General features: G+C 39.1%; 11 protein-coding genes. 3 read left to right on the top strand and 8 right to left on the bottom strand.

Annotated elements, in window-relative coordinates:
- Positions 1 to 23: 23 nt before the first annotated feature.
- The 6 genes from ABGT15_RS07540 to ABGT15_RS07515 form a co-directional block, all read right to left on the bottom strand.
- Positions 24 to 602, bottom strand: coding sequence for a hypothetical protein (locus ABGT15_RS07540; protein ID WP_367230818.1), 579 nt, complete (start codon positions 600 to 602; stop codon positions 24 to 26).
- Between the two features lie 76 nt (positions 603 to 678).
- Positions 679 to 4,038 (bottom strand): preprotein translocase subunit SecA, encoded by a 3,360-nt coding sequence (gene secA / locus ABGT15_RS07535; RefSeq protein WP_367230817.1) that lies wholly within the window; start codon positions 4,036 to 4,038, stop codon positions 679 to 681.
- Positions 4,039 to 4,126: 88 nt separating this feature from the next.
- Entirely contained in the window at positions 4,127 to 4,348 is a 222-nt protein-coding gene (locus ABGT15_RS07530; protein WP_002986941.1) for a DUF2795 domain-containing protein, read from the bottom strand.
- A gap of 157 nt (positions 4,349 to 4,505) precedes the next feature.
- Positions 4,506 to 5,078 (bottom strand): cob(I)yrinic acid a,c-diamide adenosyltransferase, encoded by a 573-nt coding sequence (locus tag ABGT15_RS07525; RefSeq protein ID WP_367230816.1) that lies wholly within the window; start codon positions 5,076 to 5,078, stop codon positions 4,506 to 4,508.
- Positions 5,079 to 5,370: 292 nt separating this feature from the next.
- Entirely contained in the window at positions 5,371 to 6,060 is a 690-nt protein-coding gene (locus tag ABGT15_RS07520) for an ABC transporter ATP-binding protein (protein ID WP_367230815.1), read from the bottom strand.
- A 256-nt stretch (positions 6,061 to 6,316) separates the two neighbouring features.
- The gene (locus ABGT15_RS07515) at positions 6,317 to 7,096 is read right to left on the bottom strand and encodes an O-methyltransferase (protein ID WP_367230814.1); all 780 of its coding nucleotides are present in this window, start codon (positions 7,094 to 7,096) and stop codon (positions 6,317 to 6,319) included.
- Positions 7,097 to 7,245: 149 nt separating this feature from the next.
- On the opposite strand from ABGT15_RS07515, the gene ABGT15_RS07510 reads away from it, so the two are divergent.
- Complete coding sequence (locus tag ABGT15_RS07510) at positions 7,246 to 8,796, top strand: SDR family oxidoreductase (protein ID WP_367231103.1); 1,551 nt, start codon at positions 7,246 to 7,248, stop codon at positions 8,794 to 8,796.
- A 13-nt stretch (positions 8,797 to 8,809) separates the two neighbouring features.
- Here the strand turns inward: ABGT15_RS07510 and ABGT15_RS07505 are convergent, their stop codons facing one another.
- Positions 8,810 to 9,529, bottom strand: coding sequence for a hypothetical protein (locus ABGT15_RS07505; RefSeq protein WP_367230813.1), 720 nt, complete (start codon positions 9,527 to 9,529; stop codon positions 8,810 to 8,812).
- Between the two features lie 170 nt (positions 9,530 to 9,699).
- Positions 9,700 to 11,559, bottom strand: coding sequence for an ABC-F family ATP-binding cassette domain-containing protein (locus ABGT15_RS07500; RefSeq protein ID WP_367230812.1), 1,860 nt, complete (start codon positions 11,557 to 11,559; stop codon positions 9,700 to 9,702).
- 192 nt (positions 11,560 to 11,751) lie between these two features.
- Here ABGT15_RS07500 and ABGT15_RS07495 point away from each other — a divergent pair, with 192 nt between their 5' ends.
- Both ABGT15_RS07495 and ABGT15_RS07490 read left to right on the top strand, forming a co-directional pair.
- Positions 11,752 to 13,584, top strand: coding sequence for a cytochrome-c peroxidase (locus ABGT15_RS07495; protein WP_367230811.1), 1,833 nt, complete (start codon positions 11,752 to 11,754; stop codon positions 13,582 to 13,584).
- A gap of 137 nt (positions 13,585 to 13,721) precedes the next feature.
- Positions 13,722 to 16,022, top strand: coding sequence for an alkaline phosphatase PhoX (locus ABGT15_RS07490; protein WP_367230810.1), 2,301 nt, complete (start codon positions 13,722 to 13,724; stop codon positions 16,020 to 16,022).
- Positions 16,023 to 16,118 lie beyond the last annotated feature (96 nt).

The following is a 16,118-nucleotide window of genomic DNA, read 5'->3' as shown; positions in this document are numbered from 1 at the left end:
AAAAGCCTCGATAAGAGGCTTTTTTATTGCAAACCAAGTTGCTTTCGGATAGTTTCGGAAACTATTTTATTTAAAAAATCAATTTGGTTGGGATCGTAGTTTAAAAACTTCCATTTGTTTTGGGTTAGCGTATCGGTCACGGCAATCATGATGTTGTTTCCTTCAATTAAAAAACTGTTCCGGTCTTTTTCGAAGGATACTTTTTTGCCTCTCATGCTTATTTGGAAGGCGTCCAACATTCTTTTACTGGTTTGGTCATCGAGTTTTTCCTCAAATTTCATTCGGATGGCACCATGGTAACTCACTACGCAAAATGACTGGTTGTCTATTTTCCTGATATCTGAAAAAGTAAATTTAGGATTCGGATAGACGAATCGAATACCAAACTCTTCATTTTGAAAGGTTTTGTCTAAAGTTTCATACATGGTTTTTTTGTCTACAATGTCATATACTTTTGGATAGGTATAATCCAGTATAGTATTGAAATCCATAGTATAATTGGCATCATATACTTTTTTGGTGTCCTGTTGCAGTTCCGAAAGGGATTGTGCCTGTAAAAAAGAAACAAACAATAAAACGGCCAAAGTGAATTTTAATTTCATGGTGCTTAGTTTTTTTAAAGATACAAAAATCCCCGATTAAGAATATAATCGGGGATTTTATTACTGTTGGGTTGTGTTATTCGTTAACGATTATCCATTCCCCGGAAGCTAAAAGTGCTTCTGCTTTTTTGTATTTCATCGTTTCAGATTTTCCACTGATAACGTGTTTAATAGTAACATTGTCATTACGGTTGATTTTTGGAGCATCGCGAACAATGGTTTCAGTTATGTGTTGTTGCTCGTGCTGTGTATGACCTGCTTCATGACTTTTGGCCGCCATTTCATCCGTATTCAGTACTTCTTCTTTTGAGGTGGTATATTCTTCGTGTACCGGCACTTCTTCAGCTTCCTGAATGTTGTTAGGGTTTTGGGAAGGTAAATCACCTTTAAATAAGAAAGAAGTTACTTCTTTGTTGATGCCATCCAACATATTTTTGAATAGTTTGAAGGCTTCAAATTTATAAATCAATAAAGGATCTTTCTGTTCGTGAACCGCTAACTGAACGGATTGTTTTAATTCGTCCATTTTACGTAAGTGTTTCTTCCAGGCTTCATCTACAATTGCTAAAGTGATATTTTTTTCGAAATCAGCCAACAATGATTTTCCTTCAGAAGTATAGGCTTTTTCCAAATCAGTAACCACGTTTAACGATTTGATTCCGTCAGTGAATGGAACGACTATGCGCTCGTATTGACCGTTATTGTTTTCGTATACGTTTCTGATAACTGCAAAAGCGTCTTTGGCGTTACGTTCTTGTTTGGCATTGTATGCGTCCATTGCAGCCTTGTACACTTTTCCGGCAATTTCAACTTCGTTTAATCTGTTGAAATCACTTTCGGAAATAGGAGACTCGATAGCAAAATTGCGGATAAGTTCAAACTCGAAGTTTTTGAAATCTTTGGTAACTTTGTTGTTTTCGGCAATCAGTTCTGCTAAATCGTACATCATGTTGGCGATGTCTACTTGCAGACGTTCTCCGTGCAAAGCATGACGACGACGTTTGTAAACCACTTCACGCTGTGCGTTCATTACGTCATCATATTCTAACAAACGTTTACGAACCCCGAAGTTGTTTTCTTCCACTTTTTTCTGTGCTCTTTCGATGGATTTAGTCATCATTGAGTGCTGAATTACTTCACCTTCTTTGATACCCATTCTGTCCATGATTTTCGCTACACGTTCAGAACCGAACAAACGCATCAGGTTATCTTCCAAAGACACATAGAACTGTGAACTTCCCGGATCTCCCTGACGACCCGCACGACCACGTAACTGACGGTCTACACGACGCGAATCGTGACGCTCTGTACCGATGATGGCTAAACCACCCGCAGCTTTTACCTCCGGAGAAAGTTTAATATCGGTTCCACGACCGGCCATGTTGGTGGCAATGGTTACCACACCCGGATTACCGGCTTCTGCAACGATTTGTGCTTCCTGTTTGTGTAATTTTGCATTCAATACGTTGTGCTGGATGCCTTTCATTTTCAGCATACGGCTCAATAATTCGGAAATCTCTACCGAAGTGGTACCAATTAACACCGGACGGCCTTCTGCTACCAATTGTTGTACATCTTCCGCAACAGCATTGAATTTCTCACGAACGGTACGGTAGATTAAATCTTCTTTATCTTTACGGGCAATTCCTCTGTTGGTCGGAATTTCCACTACATCTAATTTATAGATTTCCCAGAACTCACCGGCTTCTGTAACAGCAGTTCCCGTCATACCTCCTAATTTGTTGTACATACGGAAGTAGTTCTGAAGGGTAATCGTTGCAAAAGTTTGAGTGGCTGCCTCGATTTTTACATTTTCCTTCGCCTCAATCGCTTGGTGCAAGCCATCGGAATAACGACGTCCGTCCATGATACGACCTGTTTGTTCATCAACAATTAAAATTTTATTGTCCATGATTACATACTCCGTATCTTTTTCGAATAAAGTATAAGCTTTTAAAAGTTGGGTCAAGGTATGGATACGCTCGCTCTTCACACCAAAATCTTGGAATAAAGCTTCTTTTGCTTCAGCTTCTTGTTCCTTTGGAAGATTTTGTCTTTCGATGTTAGCGATTTCTGTTCCGATGTCCGGTAGAACGAAGAAGTCCTCTGAAGTATCCTGAGACATGAATTTGATACCGTTATCGGTCAGTTCCACCTGATTGTTTTTCTCTTCGATAACAAAGTACAGTGCTTCGTCAACCTGTGGCATTTTACGGTTGTTATCCTGCATGTATTCGTTTTCCGTTTTCTGAAGAATCTGTTTTACGCCTTCTTCGGAAAGGAATTTGATTAACGCTTTGTTTTTCGGTAACGAACGGTATGCTCTTAATAACTGGAAGCCTCCGTCTTTAGTGTTTCCTTCTTTTATCAAACGTTTTGCTTCTGTTAAGAAACCATTCGCCAATTGACGTTGAAGGCTGTATAAATTCTCGATTTTTGGTTTTAATTCGTTGAATTCGTGACGGTCACCCTGAGGAACCGGCCCTGAAATGATTAACGGTGTACGGGCATCGTCAATCAATACGGAATCCACCTCATCGACGATTGCGTAATTGTGTTTTCTTTGTACCAATTCACCTGGTGTATGGGCCATGTTATCACGAAGGTAGTCGAAACCGAATTCGTTATTCGTTCCGTATGTAATATCGGCATTGTAAGCACGACGTCTTGCATCGGTATTCGGTTGGTGGTTGTCGATACAATCAACAGTCATTCCGTGGAACTCGAATAAAGGCGCTTTCCAAGTGCTGTCACGTTTTGCCAAATAGTCGTTCACGGTTACCAAATGTACTCCATTTCCGGTTAAGGCGTTTAAGTATAGCGGTAGGGTTGCTACTAAGGTTTTTCCTTCTCCGGTTTGCATTTCGGAGATTTTCCCTTGGTGTAATACGGTACCGCCAATCAACTGAACGTCGTAGTGGATCATGTCCCAAGTGATGGCTTTTCCGGCAGCATCCCAAGAGTTCGCCCAAACAGCGTTATCACCTTCGATAGTAATGTACGATTTAGCAGCCGATAATTCACGGTCTTTTGGTGTAGCCGTAACGCTGATTTGTGTGTTTTCTTTGAAACGACGTGCTGTTTCTTTTACAACAGCAAAGGCTTCCGGTAAAATATCGTTTAGTACTTTTTCTGAGATTTCATACGCTTCTTTTTCCAAAGCATCGATACCAGCATAGATATCCTCTCTTTTATCGATGTTGTCTGTAGCCTCGGCTTCCTGCTTTAATGCTTCAATTTTAGCGTCTTTTTCCGCTCTTGCATTTTTAATCTGTTCTTTGAAGAAAGTAGTTTTAGCTCTTAATTCATCATGGGAAAGGGCAGCCAAAGCGCTTTCATAAGATTTAATCTTAGCAATAATCGGCTGAATGGCCTTTACGTCTTTTTGGGATTTGTCCCCCACAAAGGCTTTTAATATGCTGTTTATGAAACTCATAATTCTGTTGGTTTATATTCTGATAAATGTGTGCAAATTTACACAAAAAAAAAGCCTCGTTTTGAGACTTTTTCGCTGTGTTTATTTTTTAATACTCATCCTCGTTCCAAAGGTAATCTTCGTCAGTCGGATAGTCAGGCCATATCTCTTCCATTGATTCGTAAATTTCACCTTCGTCTTCAATTGACTGCAGGTTTTCTACAACTTCCAGAGGAGCTCCTGTTCTAATCGCATAGTCGATAAGCTCATCCTTAGTGGCTGGCCACGGAGCATCGCTTAAATAAGATGCTAATTCTAATGTCCAATACATCTTTTATATCGATTTATAGTTTTATGCAAAAATAAATTTTATACTGAAAAAATCAAGTAAAATTCGTTTTATTTTAAAAAAAGTTAAGAACGTTGTTATTCAGTTATTAGTTTTTAGTCTTAGTAGTCAGTTGTTAAAGACTTAATACTGCGACTGTTTACTGTTTACGCGGAATCCATTTTACTTCGTCAGCGTGCAGGTCTAAGGACAACTTCCGTGCCAAGACGAAAAGGTAGTCAGAAAGTCGGTTTAAGTAGGTTAAAACGAGTTCGTCAATCACTTCAATTTCGTTGAGATGGGTGGCTAAACGCTCGGCACGACGGCATACACAGCGTGCTATATGACAATATGACACGGTAGTGTGACCGCCTGGCAAGACAAAGTGTGTCATTGGAGGTAAAGAAGTCTCCATAGTGTCGATTTCATTTTCCAGTAGTGTAATGTCTTCCGAAGAAATACGGTTAATGTTTAAGCGCTGTTGTCCGTTTTTAAGGATTTCTTTTTCCGGTGGTGTGGCTAAAATGGCCCCAAGAGTGAAAAGTCGATCCTGAATTTCAATAAGGATGTTTTTGTACATGGGATTGATGTCCTGATCCCGGATTAAACCGATATAAGAGTTCAATTCGTCTACTGTTCCGTAGCTTTCGATGCGGATATGGTGTTTCGGAACGCGGGTGCCGCCGAAAAGAGCGGTTGTTCCTTTATCGCCAGTTTTGGTATATACTTTCATCTCAATGTGGTTTAATTTTAATGGATTTGATGGAACTTGCGAAAAGCTCGTTTCATTTTGTTAAGATTCTGAGTCGCTAAGGTACTGAGGTTTTTGAGAAGTTTGCAAATATTCAATACAAATCCTGAATAGCCCCGACAGCAGCGACACGAAGTACAGCGGATAGCGGGAATAGGGTATCAAGGTGCAAACGGAAAATTCGCTCCCTTTAAAAAGATTGTGGTTTACGGTTGCAGTTCACAGTTTTTGGATTGTAGATATTGAAAACTGAGATTGAAACTGAAAATTGTGACTACCTGTTTGGGTTATCGCTCTCAATCATTCCGTCTTTCAAGCGAATGATGCGGTGCGCATGTCTGGCGATGTCTTCTTCGTGCGTTACAAGAATTACAGTATTGCCGTTCGCGTGTATTTCATCAAAAAGGTTCATGATTTCCACCGAAGTTTTACTATCTAAGTTTCCGGTGGGTTCATCGGCCAAAATGATTGAAGGATGGTTGACCAAAGCTCTGGCAACCGCTACACGCTGTCGCTGACCTCCCGAAAGCTGGTTGGGTTTGTGATCCATACGATCGGAGAGACCTACCTGAGTTAAAACGGTTGTAGCGCGTTCATCACGGCTTTGTTTGTTGTGGCCGGCGTAAATCATGGGTAAAGCAACATTATCGAGTGCTGTGGTTCTTGGCATCAGGTTGAAGGTTTGAAATACGAAACCAATCTCTTTGTTACGGATTCCTGCCAATTCGTCGTCTTCCATTTTACTTACGTCTTTTCCGTTAAGAATGTATTTTCCGGAAGTAGGTGTATCCAGACAGCCCAAAATGTTCATCAAAGTGGATTTTCCGGAACCCGACGGCCCCATCAGTGCAACATATTCTCCTTTGTTGATTTGCAGATCAATGCCTTTTAAAACATAAACGATTTCGTTTCCAAGTGGGAAATCACGGGTAATTCCTTTGATGTTGATAATGGGTTGTGACATTACGGCTTGTTTTTCGGATTTAAAAATACAAAAACGTATTTTGATATGATAGTTAGTAGGTTTTTTTTACGATTTGTTACAGCAATAAAAAACTCCCCGCTCATCTAACAACGGGGAGTCTTAAAAAAAGTATGATGTGCGATGAGCAATAGCTCATCTGCCGATGGGCCATAACTCACTGTAAAGTTATTGATTTTTAATTAGTTAATTTTTTTTGAGACGTTATATGTTTGTTAAAAATTACTGGTGGGAAGGATTAAATTCTTACAACAAAATGTTCCTTTTCCTGTTCGTAGCGGAAGAAAACCAAGCCCCATTGAAAAGTATCAATCGTAACGGTAACTTTTGGGTGGTTTTTAATAATTTCCCAGGCTTCGTCCATGCCTTCCGACCAATGGATGTCGTCAAAAATCCAGACGGTGTCGTTGGTAATAGTCGGAAGAAGCATTTCGAAATAGGTTAAAGTAGCTTCTTTGGAATGATTGCCGTCGAAGTAAATCAGTTGGCAGTGTTCCGTATTCAGTTGGCAGTTTTTGAAGTATTCCGTAAATTCGGTTACAACGGATTCAATAGTATTAAACTTGAATTTCTGAAATTGAGTTTTTGCGATTCCAGAAGTTTCCGGGCAGCCTTCCAAAGTAGTAATATTAGCTTTCGGATTTCCCAGGGCTAGTGCTGCAGTTGCCAATCCTAAAGAAGTTCCGATTTCCAAAATGGTATCTGGTTGGAAATAATTTACGATTCGGTACAACAATTCGGCACGTTTCGAAGTGATTCCGGCGGTTTGCGCAATTTTCGAAATCTGACGCGTATTACTTTTAAAAACTCTCGATCCTGCTCCGAAATCGGTTACTTCAATCGTGTTTTTATTTTGTAAAAGTGTTTTTCTGTAGTTTCTTAAAACTCCATACTCTGCCTTTGATTTTCTATCATAAAAACATTTCGTTACCAAAGAATACACAAACGGTGAATGTACTCCGTGTTGGTTTTTGGAATTCCAAAGGAAATTAAAATACGCTTTGATTTGAAATAACATAGTTTTACGAAAGGTTTTACAAAGAAACAACGAAGATACAAAGCCATTTCAGAAACCTTCAATCTTTTGCGGTAAAAAGTTCAAACCGGATTTTAAAACTATATTTGCAGCCTTGGTCGTTTTACCAGGACTGATACTTGTTTTTTATGATGAAGAAGGATGAAACAGAAAATACGAAGGCAATAACTTCGGAAGAAATTGATAAATGCATCGCTTTGTTGACGCAATTAACTACCGATACCGATCAGATATTCGATATTCCGAAAGAGCAGCGAACCGCCTTAATTAAAGCGGCAGGACAATTTTCCAGACCCGACCGCGATGAACTTTCCCGTAGAAAAAAAGACGGAAGATTAGTAGCCAAACGCAAAAAAGAAAATGCAGACAAAACGGCTCGTAAAGAAACTGGAATCCGTTCTGCGCGTGAAGCAAGTATTTTTATTGCTCCAAAATTATTGGCGCCGGCGGATCTTGCCAACAAAGAACAATTGGAATTGGAAACACCAAGAAATTGTTATGTCTGCAAAACGCCGTTTACAAAGTTGCATCATTTTTACGATACGATGTGTACTGATTGTGGCGATTTTAATTATGCCAAACGTTTTCAGACGGCCAATGTAAAAGGACAAATTGCGGTCATTACCGGTTCTCGTTTAAAAATCGGCTATCACATTACGCTGATGCTTTTACGTGGCGGTGCAACTGTTATTGCCACTACTCGTTTTCCGGTGGATTCGGCCATACGTTTTGCCAAGGAAGAAGATTTTATGGAATGGGGACATCGGTTAAAAATTCACGGATTGGATTTGCGTCATATTCCGAGTGTGGAGATTTTCTGCAATTTTATCGAGCAGAAATACGGGCGTTTGGATATTCTTATCAATAATGCAGCACAAACTGTACGACGTCCGGCTGGATTTTACACGCATTTAATGGAGAATGAAGAACGTCAGGTTGCCTCGTTACCAAAACAAGTGCAGGGTTTATTGTTCGACCATACCGATTGTTTACAGGAGTTGAAAATATTGACTTCCGGCGCTTCTTCCAATCAGAATATGCCGGTAACCTGGCACGGACCCGAACCGGGAATTGGGTTGCGGGCTTCGGCTCAATTATCGCAAATTCCGTATTCATTTGATAATACGTTGGTGGCCAATGAAGTTTTTCCAGAAGGCGAGCTAGATGCTGATTTGCAGCAAGTCGATTTAAGAAAAACCAACAGCTGGCGCTTAAAATTAGGAGAAATCGAAACTACGGAAATGATTGAAGTGCAATTGGTAAATTCAGTAGCGCCTTTTGTTTTGTGTAATCGTCTTGCGGAAGTGATGAAGAAAGACAACACAGGGCAAAAACACATTATCAATGTTTCGGCGATGGAAGGTAAATTTTATTACGGTTACAAAGATGCCCGACATCCACACACCAATATGGCGAAAGCGGCTCTGAATATGTTAACCCATACGGCTGCCGGAGAATTGGCAAAACAGGGGATTTTTATGAATGCGGTAGATACGGGCTGGGTTACCGACGAAGATCCGGCAGAAATGGCAAAAAGAAAACAGGAAGAAGAAGATTTTCAGCCACCGTTAGATATTGTGGATGGCGCCGCAAGAGTTATGGATCCTTTGTTTGACGGTATTAATACAGGAAAACACTGGAGCGGGAAATTTTTGAAAGATTACGTGCCGATTTCTTGGTAAATTCAATTGAAAATTAAAATTTATAACCAATCCTGATACCAATGGCGATATTTTCTAATGTTCCGGAATCACTTTCGTCATCAAAATCTCTTACAGTGGGATGGTTATCAATATCATCAAGGACATGGCCTAAATTTTCATTATAAGATTCGTCGAAATTTTTAATTTTTCGTTTAAGAAAACCGATATAAGTATAGGGTTCAATAATGAAATTGTTAAACGGAATCTGATGACCAATACAAAGGCTCATTCCATAGCCTTCTTTTTTAATGCCAAAGTCGTCCGTCAGCCTGTTTTCGTAGTTTTCAGAACTAATTTCATCGTGATAATAATATTGACGTTCGTTATAGCTGTTTTTTCTGTAAAAAAGCTGTATTCCGGTGTAAAAACCATCGGCTCTTCTTGTTTTGGACTGGTCTTTTTTCAGATATTTGAAAATATAAAATCGTCCTTCGGTCATCAATCGGAACCCGGATGTGTTTACGGATAGCGTATCGGCAACTCTACGGTTAATATTGTAGGCTTGGATTCCGGCTTCGGTTTGAACGCTAAAATAGGATCCTAATTTTCTTTCCACGGCAAACTGAATGGTTGGGAATGAAAAGCCATCAATCAGCGCCGTTGCGTTAAGTTTGGCAACCCATTTTTTTTCAACCGGTTTGGTTTCTTCCGTTTGGGAAAATACATTTAGGCAGATAAGTGAGACGAAAAGTATAAAAAGAATTTTCTTCATGAAATTTTATTTTCAGCAAATGTATTAAATTTCTTCTTTTTTACTTGGAATTCAGTTTGTTTTGTTCTGCCACGAATTACACTAATTTCCAGAAATTAATTCGTGGAAATTAGTGTAATTCGTGGCTGTAACTTAATTTTCAATAGTGTGAATAGGCTGTTGCAACTGAATTATTCTTCCATTTTAGAAGAAAGTTCAAACCAACGTTCTTCTTTCTCTTCCATTTTCTTAATCACATTCTGTAATTCGTTGGCTTTTTTTTCAATGTCAGCATCGGCTATTTTTCCATCTGAAAATAATTGCTCGATTTCTTTTTTCTTCAGTTCCAAATCTTTGATTTCGCGCTCGATTTTCTGAAATTCCTTCTGCTCGTTAAACGATAATCCCGAAGATGTCGGATTGTTTTGTTTCCAGTTGACTTTCTCTTTGGCTTCTTCTTTTACGGGTTCAACGCTGTCTTCATAAGTACGGAAATCGGAGTAGTTTCCGGGGAAATTCTCAATCTCACCTTGTCCTCTAAAGACAAACAAATGATCTACGATTTTGTCCATAAAATAACGGTCGTGGGAAACCACCAACAAACAGCCCGGGTAGTCTAAAAGGAAACTCTCCAGAACGTTTAAGGTTACGATGTCCAAATCGTTAGTAGGTTCATCCAGAATCAAAAAGTTCGGATTCTGAATCAAAACCGTACACAAATACAGTCGTTTCAATTCACCACCACTCAGTTTTTCAACGTAATCGTATTGTTTTTTAGCATCGAATAAAAAGCGCTCCAGTAATTGGGAAGCCGAGATGATACGGCCTTTCGCCAGCGGAATGTATTCACCATATTCTTTAATAATATCAATCACGCGTTGTCCCGGTTTCGGATTGATCCCGCTTTGCGTGTAGTAACCGATTTTGATGGTATCACCAACAATCACTTTTCCGCTATCGGTAGGAATGGTTCCGGTTAATAAATTCAGGAAAGTCGATTTTCCGGTTCCGTTTTTCCCGATAATCCCGATTCGGGCACCACGTTGAAAATCAAAAGTGAAATCGTCTAAAATAACCTTGTCACCGAATTTTTTGGAGATTTTGTGAAGTTCGATAATCTTGCTTCCCATGCGCTCCATATTGATTTCCAGCTCGACTACGTTTTCTTTTCTACGGCTTTCGGCCACTTCTTTAATTTTGTAGAAGTCGTCCTGACGCGATTTCGATTTGGTCGTACGGGCTTTCGGCTGACGGCGCATCCAAGCCAATTCCTTAACGAAAAGGTTTTGCGCTTTGTCAATCGTTGCATTTTCCGAGGCGATACGCTCTTCTTTCTTCTCTAAATAATAGGAGTAGTTGCCTTTGTATTGGTATAATTTTCCGTTATCGAGTTCGATGATCTCGTTACAAACGCGCTCCAAAAAGAAACGGTCGTGCGTTACCATGAACAACGTAATATTTTCTTTCGCAAAATAACTTTCCAACCATTCGATCATCTCTAAATCCAGGTGGTTGGTCGGCTCGTCCAGAATCAATAAATCCGGTCTGTTTATTAGGATAATAGCCAATGATAAACGCTTTTTCTGTCCACCGGAAAGATTTTTTACTTTCAGTTTGAAATCTTCCAGCTTTAGTTTAAACAAAATCTGTTTGAATTGCGTTTCAAAGTCCCAGGCATTGTGGCGATCCATGTCGTCGAAAGCTTTTTGGTAGGCTTCTTCATCTTCCGGACGTTCCAACGCTTTTTCGTAACGCTCAATTACTTTTAAAATTTCGTTATCCGATGCGAAAATACTTTCCTCAATGGTCAGTTCGTCCTGCAAATTATGATCCTGCGATAAAAACGCCATTTTGATGTCTTTGCGCACCACGACTTGCCCTGTATCGGGTTCATCCTCACCGTTGATAATCTTCATGATACAGGTTTTTCCCGAACCATTTTTCGCAATGAAAGCGATTTTCTGGTCTTTGTTAATTCCGAAAGAAATGTCTTTAAACAAGGTTCTTTCACCAAAAGATTTGGATATATTTTCGACTGATAAATAATTCACAACGATATTTTTTTACTTCGTATAATTCGACCTAAATGGTTTCGGGTGCAAAAGTAATCTTTTGTTTTGAGGATTCTATATTTCATTTTGAAAAGCTTTGCGTTTGTTGGCTATGGCTTAATCATTTCTTAATCTGAAGTTAATCTGGCTTTGATATTGTGCCTCTAGTTTTGTTTCCTAAAATATTGAGGTATGATTTTGAAGAAAAGTGGTAGCTTGTTTGTGTTGCTTTGTCTGGTAGTAATGATTTTCTTTTCCTTTACCCAAAAAGGATATAACGTTAATGAAAAATATGTTGTTAATCAATTAGCAAATTTAAACAGGGCTTTTGAAAATCTGGACAAAGCAGCGGAAGACTTTAAAAAAGCTAAAATTGGATCGGAGGCTCTTCAGAAAGTTTTTCTGGAAACAAGAGAAGAATACAAAAAAGCGGAATTCTTTTTAACGTTTTATCATCCGGAATATGTAAACAGTCATCTTAATGGAGCGCCATTGCTACATATTGAAAAAGAAACATCCAATCCGTTTGTGGTGGAACCGGAAGGTTTGCAAGTATTGGATGAGCTTCTTTTTTCAGAGGAATTACACCATAAAAAATATGAAATTGCCTCATTGTCAAAAAAGCTGATGAATAATTATGCTTTGCTTTACAGGAAGATAGGTGCCAGAATCCCGGATACAAAATACAGCTTGACTGCCATGCGTTTACAATTGGTTCGTTTGTTTTCGATGGGTGTTACCGGTTTTGATACGCCAGGTTCTGTAAATGCGTTGCCTGACGCTGTGGCTTCGTTGACAGGCATGCAGGTTTATTTTAATCAATATCATGTAAATGTCTCCAAGCAGGAAGCGGATGCAGTAAACAAGTTATTTAATAATGCGAAAGGCTTTCTGACAGCGGCTTCATCTTTTGAAAAACTAGACCGTTTCAGTTTACTTACACTTTATATTGATCCGTTATATAAAAGATTGGGGAATTTGCAGGGTGTTGAAAAATCCGAATTTTTGGAACGAACAACGGCTTGGAATCCATCCAGCGAATCACTATTTTCCGCAGATTTTCTGAACCCATACTTCTATACACTTCTTAAGAAAGAAGAAGATAATGACAATCTTAAAACTTTGGGAAAAACACTTTTTTATGATCCGGTCATCAGTAACGACGGAAAAATGAGCTGTGCTTCCTGTCATCAGCCGGAAAAAGGGTTTGCTGACGGTATGCCGAAATCGTTAAGTAATATTAAAGGTAAAACGGTTTTGCGAAATGCTCCTACGCTTTTAAATGCAGCTTATGCCGATCGGTATTTTTATGATTTAAGAGCTTTTACCTTAGAGCAACAAGTAGAACATGTAATTTTTAGTACTGATGAGTTCAATACGGCTTATGAAGTGATTCTGAAAAAGTTAAATAAGGATGCCCGTTACAGCAAACAATTTCAAAACGTTTTTGGTAAAAAAGAAGTCATTACTCGTGATAAAGTCTCTAAAGCATTGGCTTCTTATGTGCTTTCACTGCAATCGTTTAACAGTCCATTAGATAAATATGTTCGTGGAGAGCAGGGAACGATTCCTCAGGACGTTAAAAACGGATTCAATCTTTTTATGGGAAAAGCCAATTGTGCAACCTGTCATTTTGCTCCTACATTCAGCGGTTTAGTTCCTCCCTTATATACAGAAAACGAAAGCGAAATATTGGGTGTGTTCGAAATGCCTAACACAAAGCGTTTAGATCCCGATGAAGGCCGATTGAACAACCGTATTGCCAGTGAAAATGCCTGGATTTACGAGAAATCATTTAAAACAACTACAATTCGAAATGTTGGAGAAACCGCACCTTATTTTCATAATGGGGCTTATAAAACGCTTGAAGAGGTTGTCGATTTTTATAACAATGGAGGCGGACAAGGCGTTGGCTTATCGGTGCAGAATCAAACACTTCCAGAAGAAAAGCTTAATTTATCGGATGTTGAAAAGAAAGAGCTCATTGCTTTTATGAAAGCACTTAGTGATAATTCCTTTAAATAGCAGGACTAAAAACGGTTATCTGGTAACGATTAGCTAAAACACAGGTAAGTATCTTAATTTAAGTTTAAAAAAGACTTAAGATACACGAAATTCCGGGCGTATAGTTTTGCAGCAAATAATCAAACTATACAACTATTATGAAAAAAAGCTTACTATTTTTATTTGGTCTGTTCTCCTTGTGGAGTTTCGCACTGATTAATTTTAAAGGAGTTCCTGTTTTCTCAATCGTAGAAGCACAGCAAAAAACACAGCCTTTAACCGGGAAAAAAGTAAAAACTGAAAAACCGGTAACCATTAAAAGGAATGCTGTAACTACTGTTCTTCCGGTAGCGCAGTATCCTCTGCCAAAAGGTTCTCAATGGTCTTACTTGGATAATGGTTCAGATCAAGGAGCAACGGGTTGGAATCAGTTAACTTTTGATAATTCTGCATGGGCGGCCGGAGCAGCTCCGCTAGGATACGGTGACCCAGTTGCTACGACAATTTCATACGGGCCAAGTTCTACTAATAAATACATCACCTCTTATTTTTCAAGAGATATTCAAATCGATTTAAATACTATTGGAGATGAAGTGGAATTCGGTTTAAGACGTGATGATGGTGCCATCGTTTATGTAAACGGTGTTGAGGTTTTCAGGAACAATATGCCGGCTGGAACAGTAAATTATTTGACGAACTCAGCAAGTATTGTTGATGGTGCTGATGAAAAAAGATATTTTACAACGTATTTACCGAAATCTGTTTTTCAAAATGGTGTAAACAGAGTTTCGGTGGAAATTCACAATCGTGACCAAACAAGTTCCGATATCAGTTTTGATATGTACATCAGAGACAAAGCACCAGATTATGTGTGTGTGGAAGATCATATTGCCTGTTTTACTTCCATTGCGCCAACATCACAAACTCCAGTAATGATCATTCCGCAGGAGCACCGTTTTCAAATGTTGTTTAAACAGGGAACTGCGTACATGGATGGTTCTGGGACTGTACCTGGAAATCATGATTTTACCGGATATATTCCATCTGTCGGAGCTACTTCAAGTGCTTTAGGGCATTTGTCGGTGAATCACGAAAATAATCCGGGAGGTGTTTCCATAGTAGACATAGCATTAAATCAGGATCCGGCAAATCCGCTATGGGTTGTAAATAATTCAAGAAAAGTAGACTTTAGTAATACGGCACTCGTAAAAACAGAAAGAAACTGTTCTGGTGGAGTTACACCTTGGGGAACTATTATTACTGCAGAAGAGGCAACAACCTCAGGCGATTCTAACGGAGATGGATATCAGGATGTGGGCTGGCTGGTAGAAATTAATCCAGCTACAGCTTCTGTAGTAAATTATGGAAATGGGACACATGAAAAATTGTGGGCTATGGGCAGAATGAATCATGAAAACATTGTAGTTTCCGCCGATGGGGTAACAGCTTATTATGGAGAAGACGGAGGAACTCATTGCACATATAAATTTGTGGCTAATACGCCTAATAATTTCAGTTCAGGAACGCTTTATGTGTTGAAAATGGACTTAGCATTATCAAATGACGAACCGAGTTCCGCAACAGCCACTTGGGTACAGGTTCCAAATACTACACAAGCAGAGAGAAATAATGTTACCACTGCAGCAGCGGCTTTAGGAGGAACGAACTTCAATGGAGTGGAAGACTGCGAAATCAGCCCTATTGATGGTAAAATCTATTTTGCTTCAAAAGGTAAAAACCGAGTATATCGCTTTAAAGACAATGGAACAACTGTATCTGAATTTGAAACGTTTGTAGGAGGTAAAAGTTATCCAATCACTACGGCTAATGGTGTGGTTACTGAGAACTGGGCAGACGGAAATGATAATTTAGCTTTTGATGATCATGGGAATCTTTGGGTAGTTCAGGATGGAGGTTTGAATTACATTTGGGTAGTGCGTCCTAACCACACACAAAGCGATCCTAAAGTGATGATTCATTCTTCTATGCCTGCAGGGTCAGAACCAACGGGTCTTACATTTACACCGGATTACAAATATGGATTCTTTTCTGTGCAGCACCCAAGCGGAAGCAATCAGGCACAACCGGATGCCACACAAAGTAACGTAATCTTTAATGCATCAGCTGCTTTAGTATTTTCAAACAAAGACTTTTTGGGTCAGCAGCAGAATTTATCTACAAATCCAGTTGTTGCGTTGAACAGTGAAATACAGGTATATCCGAACCCGACAAAAGGATTGGTTACTTTATCGTTAAACGAAGAGGCTGATAAAAATTTAAAAATTGAAGTGTACGATTTCTTAGGAAGAAAAGTATACGCAAAAGAAACTCAAACTACCGGAATCAATCAGAAAGAAACAATAGATTTGTCTGGATTTAAAGGAGAACAATTGGTTATTATTCAAGTAGAAACTGGCGATACAAAACAGATTTACAAAGTGTTGAAAAAAGATAATTAATTGATTTTTATTAAGTAAGGTCGGCGTGTTTTACATGTCGACCTTTTACTATTTAAGGGATGGGAAGGGAATTTTTACTGATAAGTATATTGTTTT

The organism is Flavobacterium enshiense (assembly GCF_040750275.1).
In the GTDB taxonomy this organism is placed as follows: Bacteria; Bacteroidota; Bacteroidia; order Flavobacteriales; family Flavobacteriaceae; genus Flavobacterium; species Flavobacterium enshiense_B.
Note: the sequence above shows the minus strand (reverse complement) of the source record. Positions and strands in the feature narration are given on the sequence as shown.

Bases quoted from the DNA above. Each gene is read 5' to 3' on its own strand.
- ABGT15_RS07540 (WP_367230818.1), bottom strand. From the start codon at position 602: ATGAAATTAAAATTCACTTTGGCCGTTTTATTGTTTGTTTCTTTTTTA.
- secA (WP_367230817.1), bottom strand. From the start codon at position 4,038: ATGAGTTTCATAAACAGCATATTAAAAGCCTTTGTGGGGGACAAATCC.
- ABGT15_RS07530 (WP_002986941.1), bottom strand. From the start codon at position 4,348: ATGTATTGGACATTAGAATTAGCATCTTATTTAAGCGATGCTCCGTGG.
- ABGT15_RS07525 (WP_367230816.1), bottom strand. From the start codon at position 5,078: ATGAAAGTATATACCAAAACTGGCGATAAAGGAACAACCGCTCTTTTC.
- ABGT15_RS07520 (WP_367230815.1), bottom strand. From the start codon at position 6,060: ATGTCACAACCCATTATCAACATCAAAGGAATTACCCGTGATTTCCCA.
- ABGT15_RS07515 (WP_367230814.1), bottom strand. From the start codon at position 7,096: ATGTTATTTCAAATCAAAGCGTATTTTAATTTCCTTTGGAATTCCAAA.
- ABGT15_RS07510 (WP_367231103.1), top strand. From the start codon at position 7,246: ATGAAGAAGGATGAAACAGAAAATACGAAGGCAATAACTTCGGAAGAA.
- ABGT15_RS07505 (WP_367230813.1), bottom strand. From the start codon at position 9,529: ATGAAGAAAATTCTTTTTATACTTTTCGTCTCACTTATCTGCCTAAAT.
- ABGT15_RS07495 (WP_367230811.1), top strand. From the start codon at position 11,752: ATGATTTTGAAGAAAAGTGGTAGCTTGTTTGTGTTGCTTTGTCTGGTA.
- ABGT15_RS07490 (WP_367230810.1), top strand. From the start codon at position 13,722: ATGAAAAAAAGCTTACTATTTTTATTTGGTCTGTTCTCCTTGTGGAGT.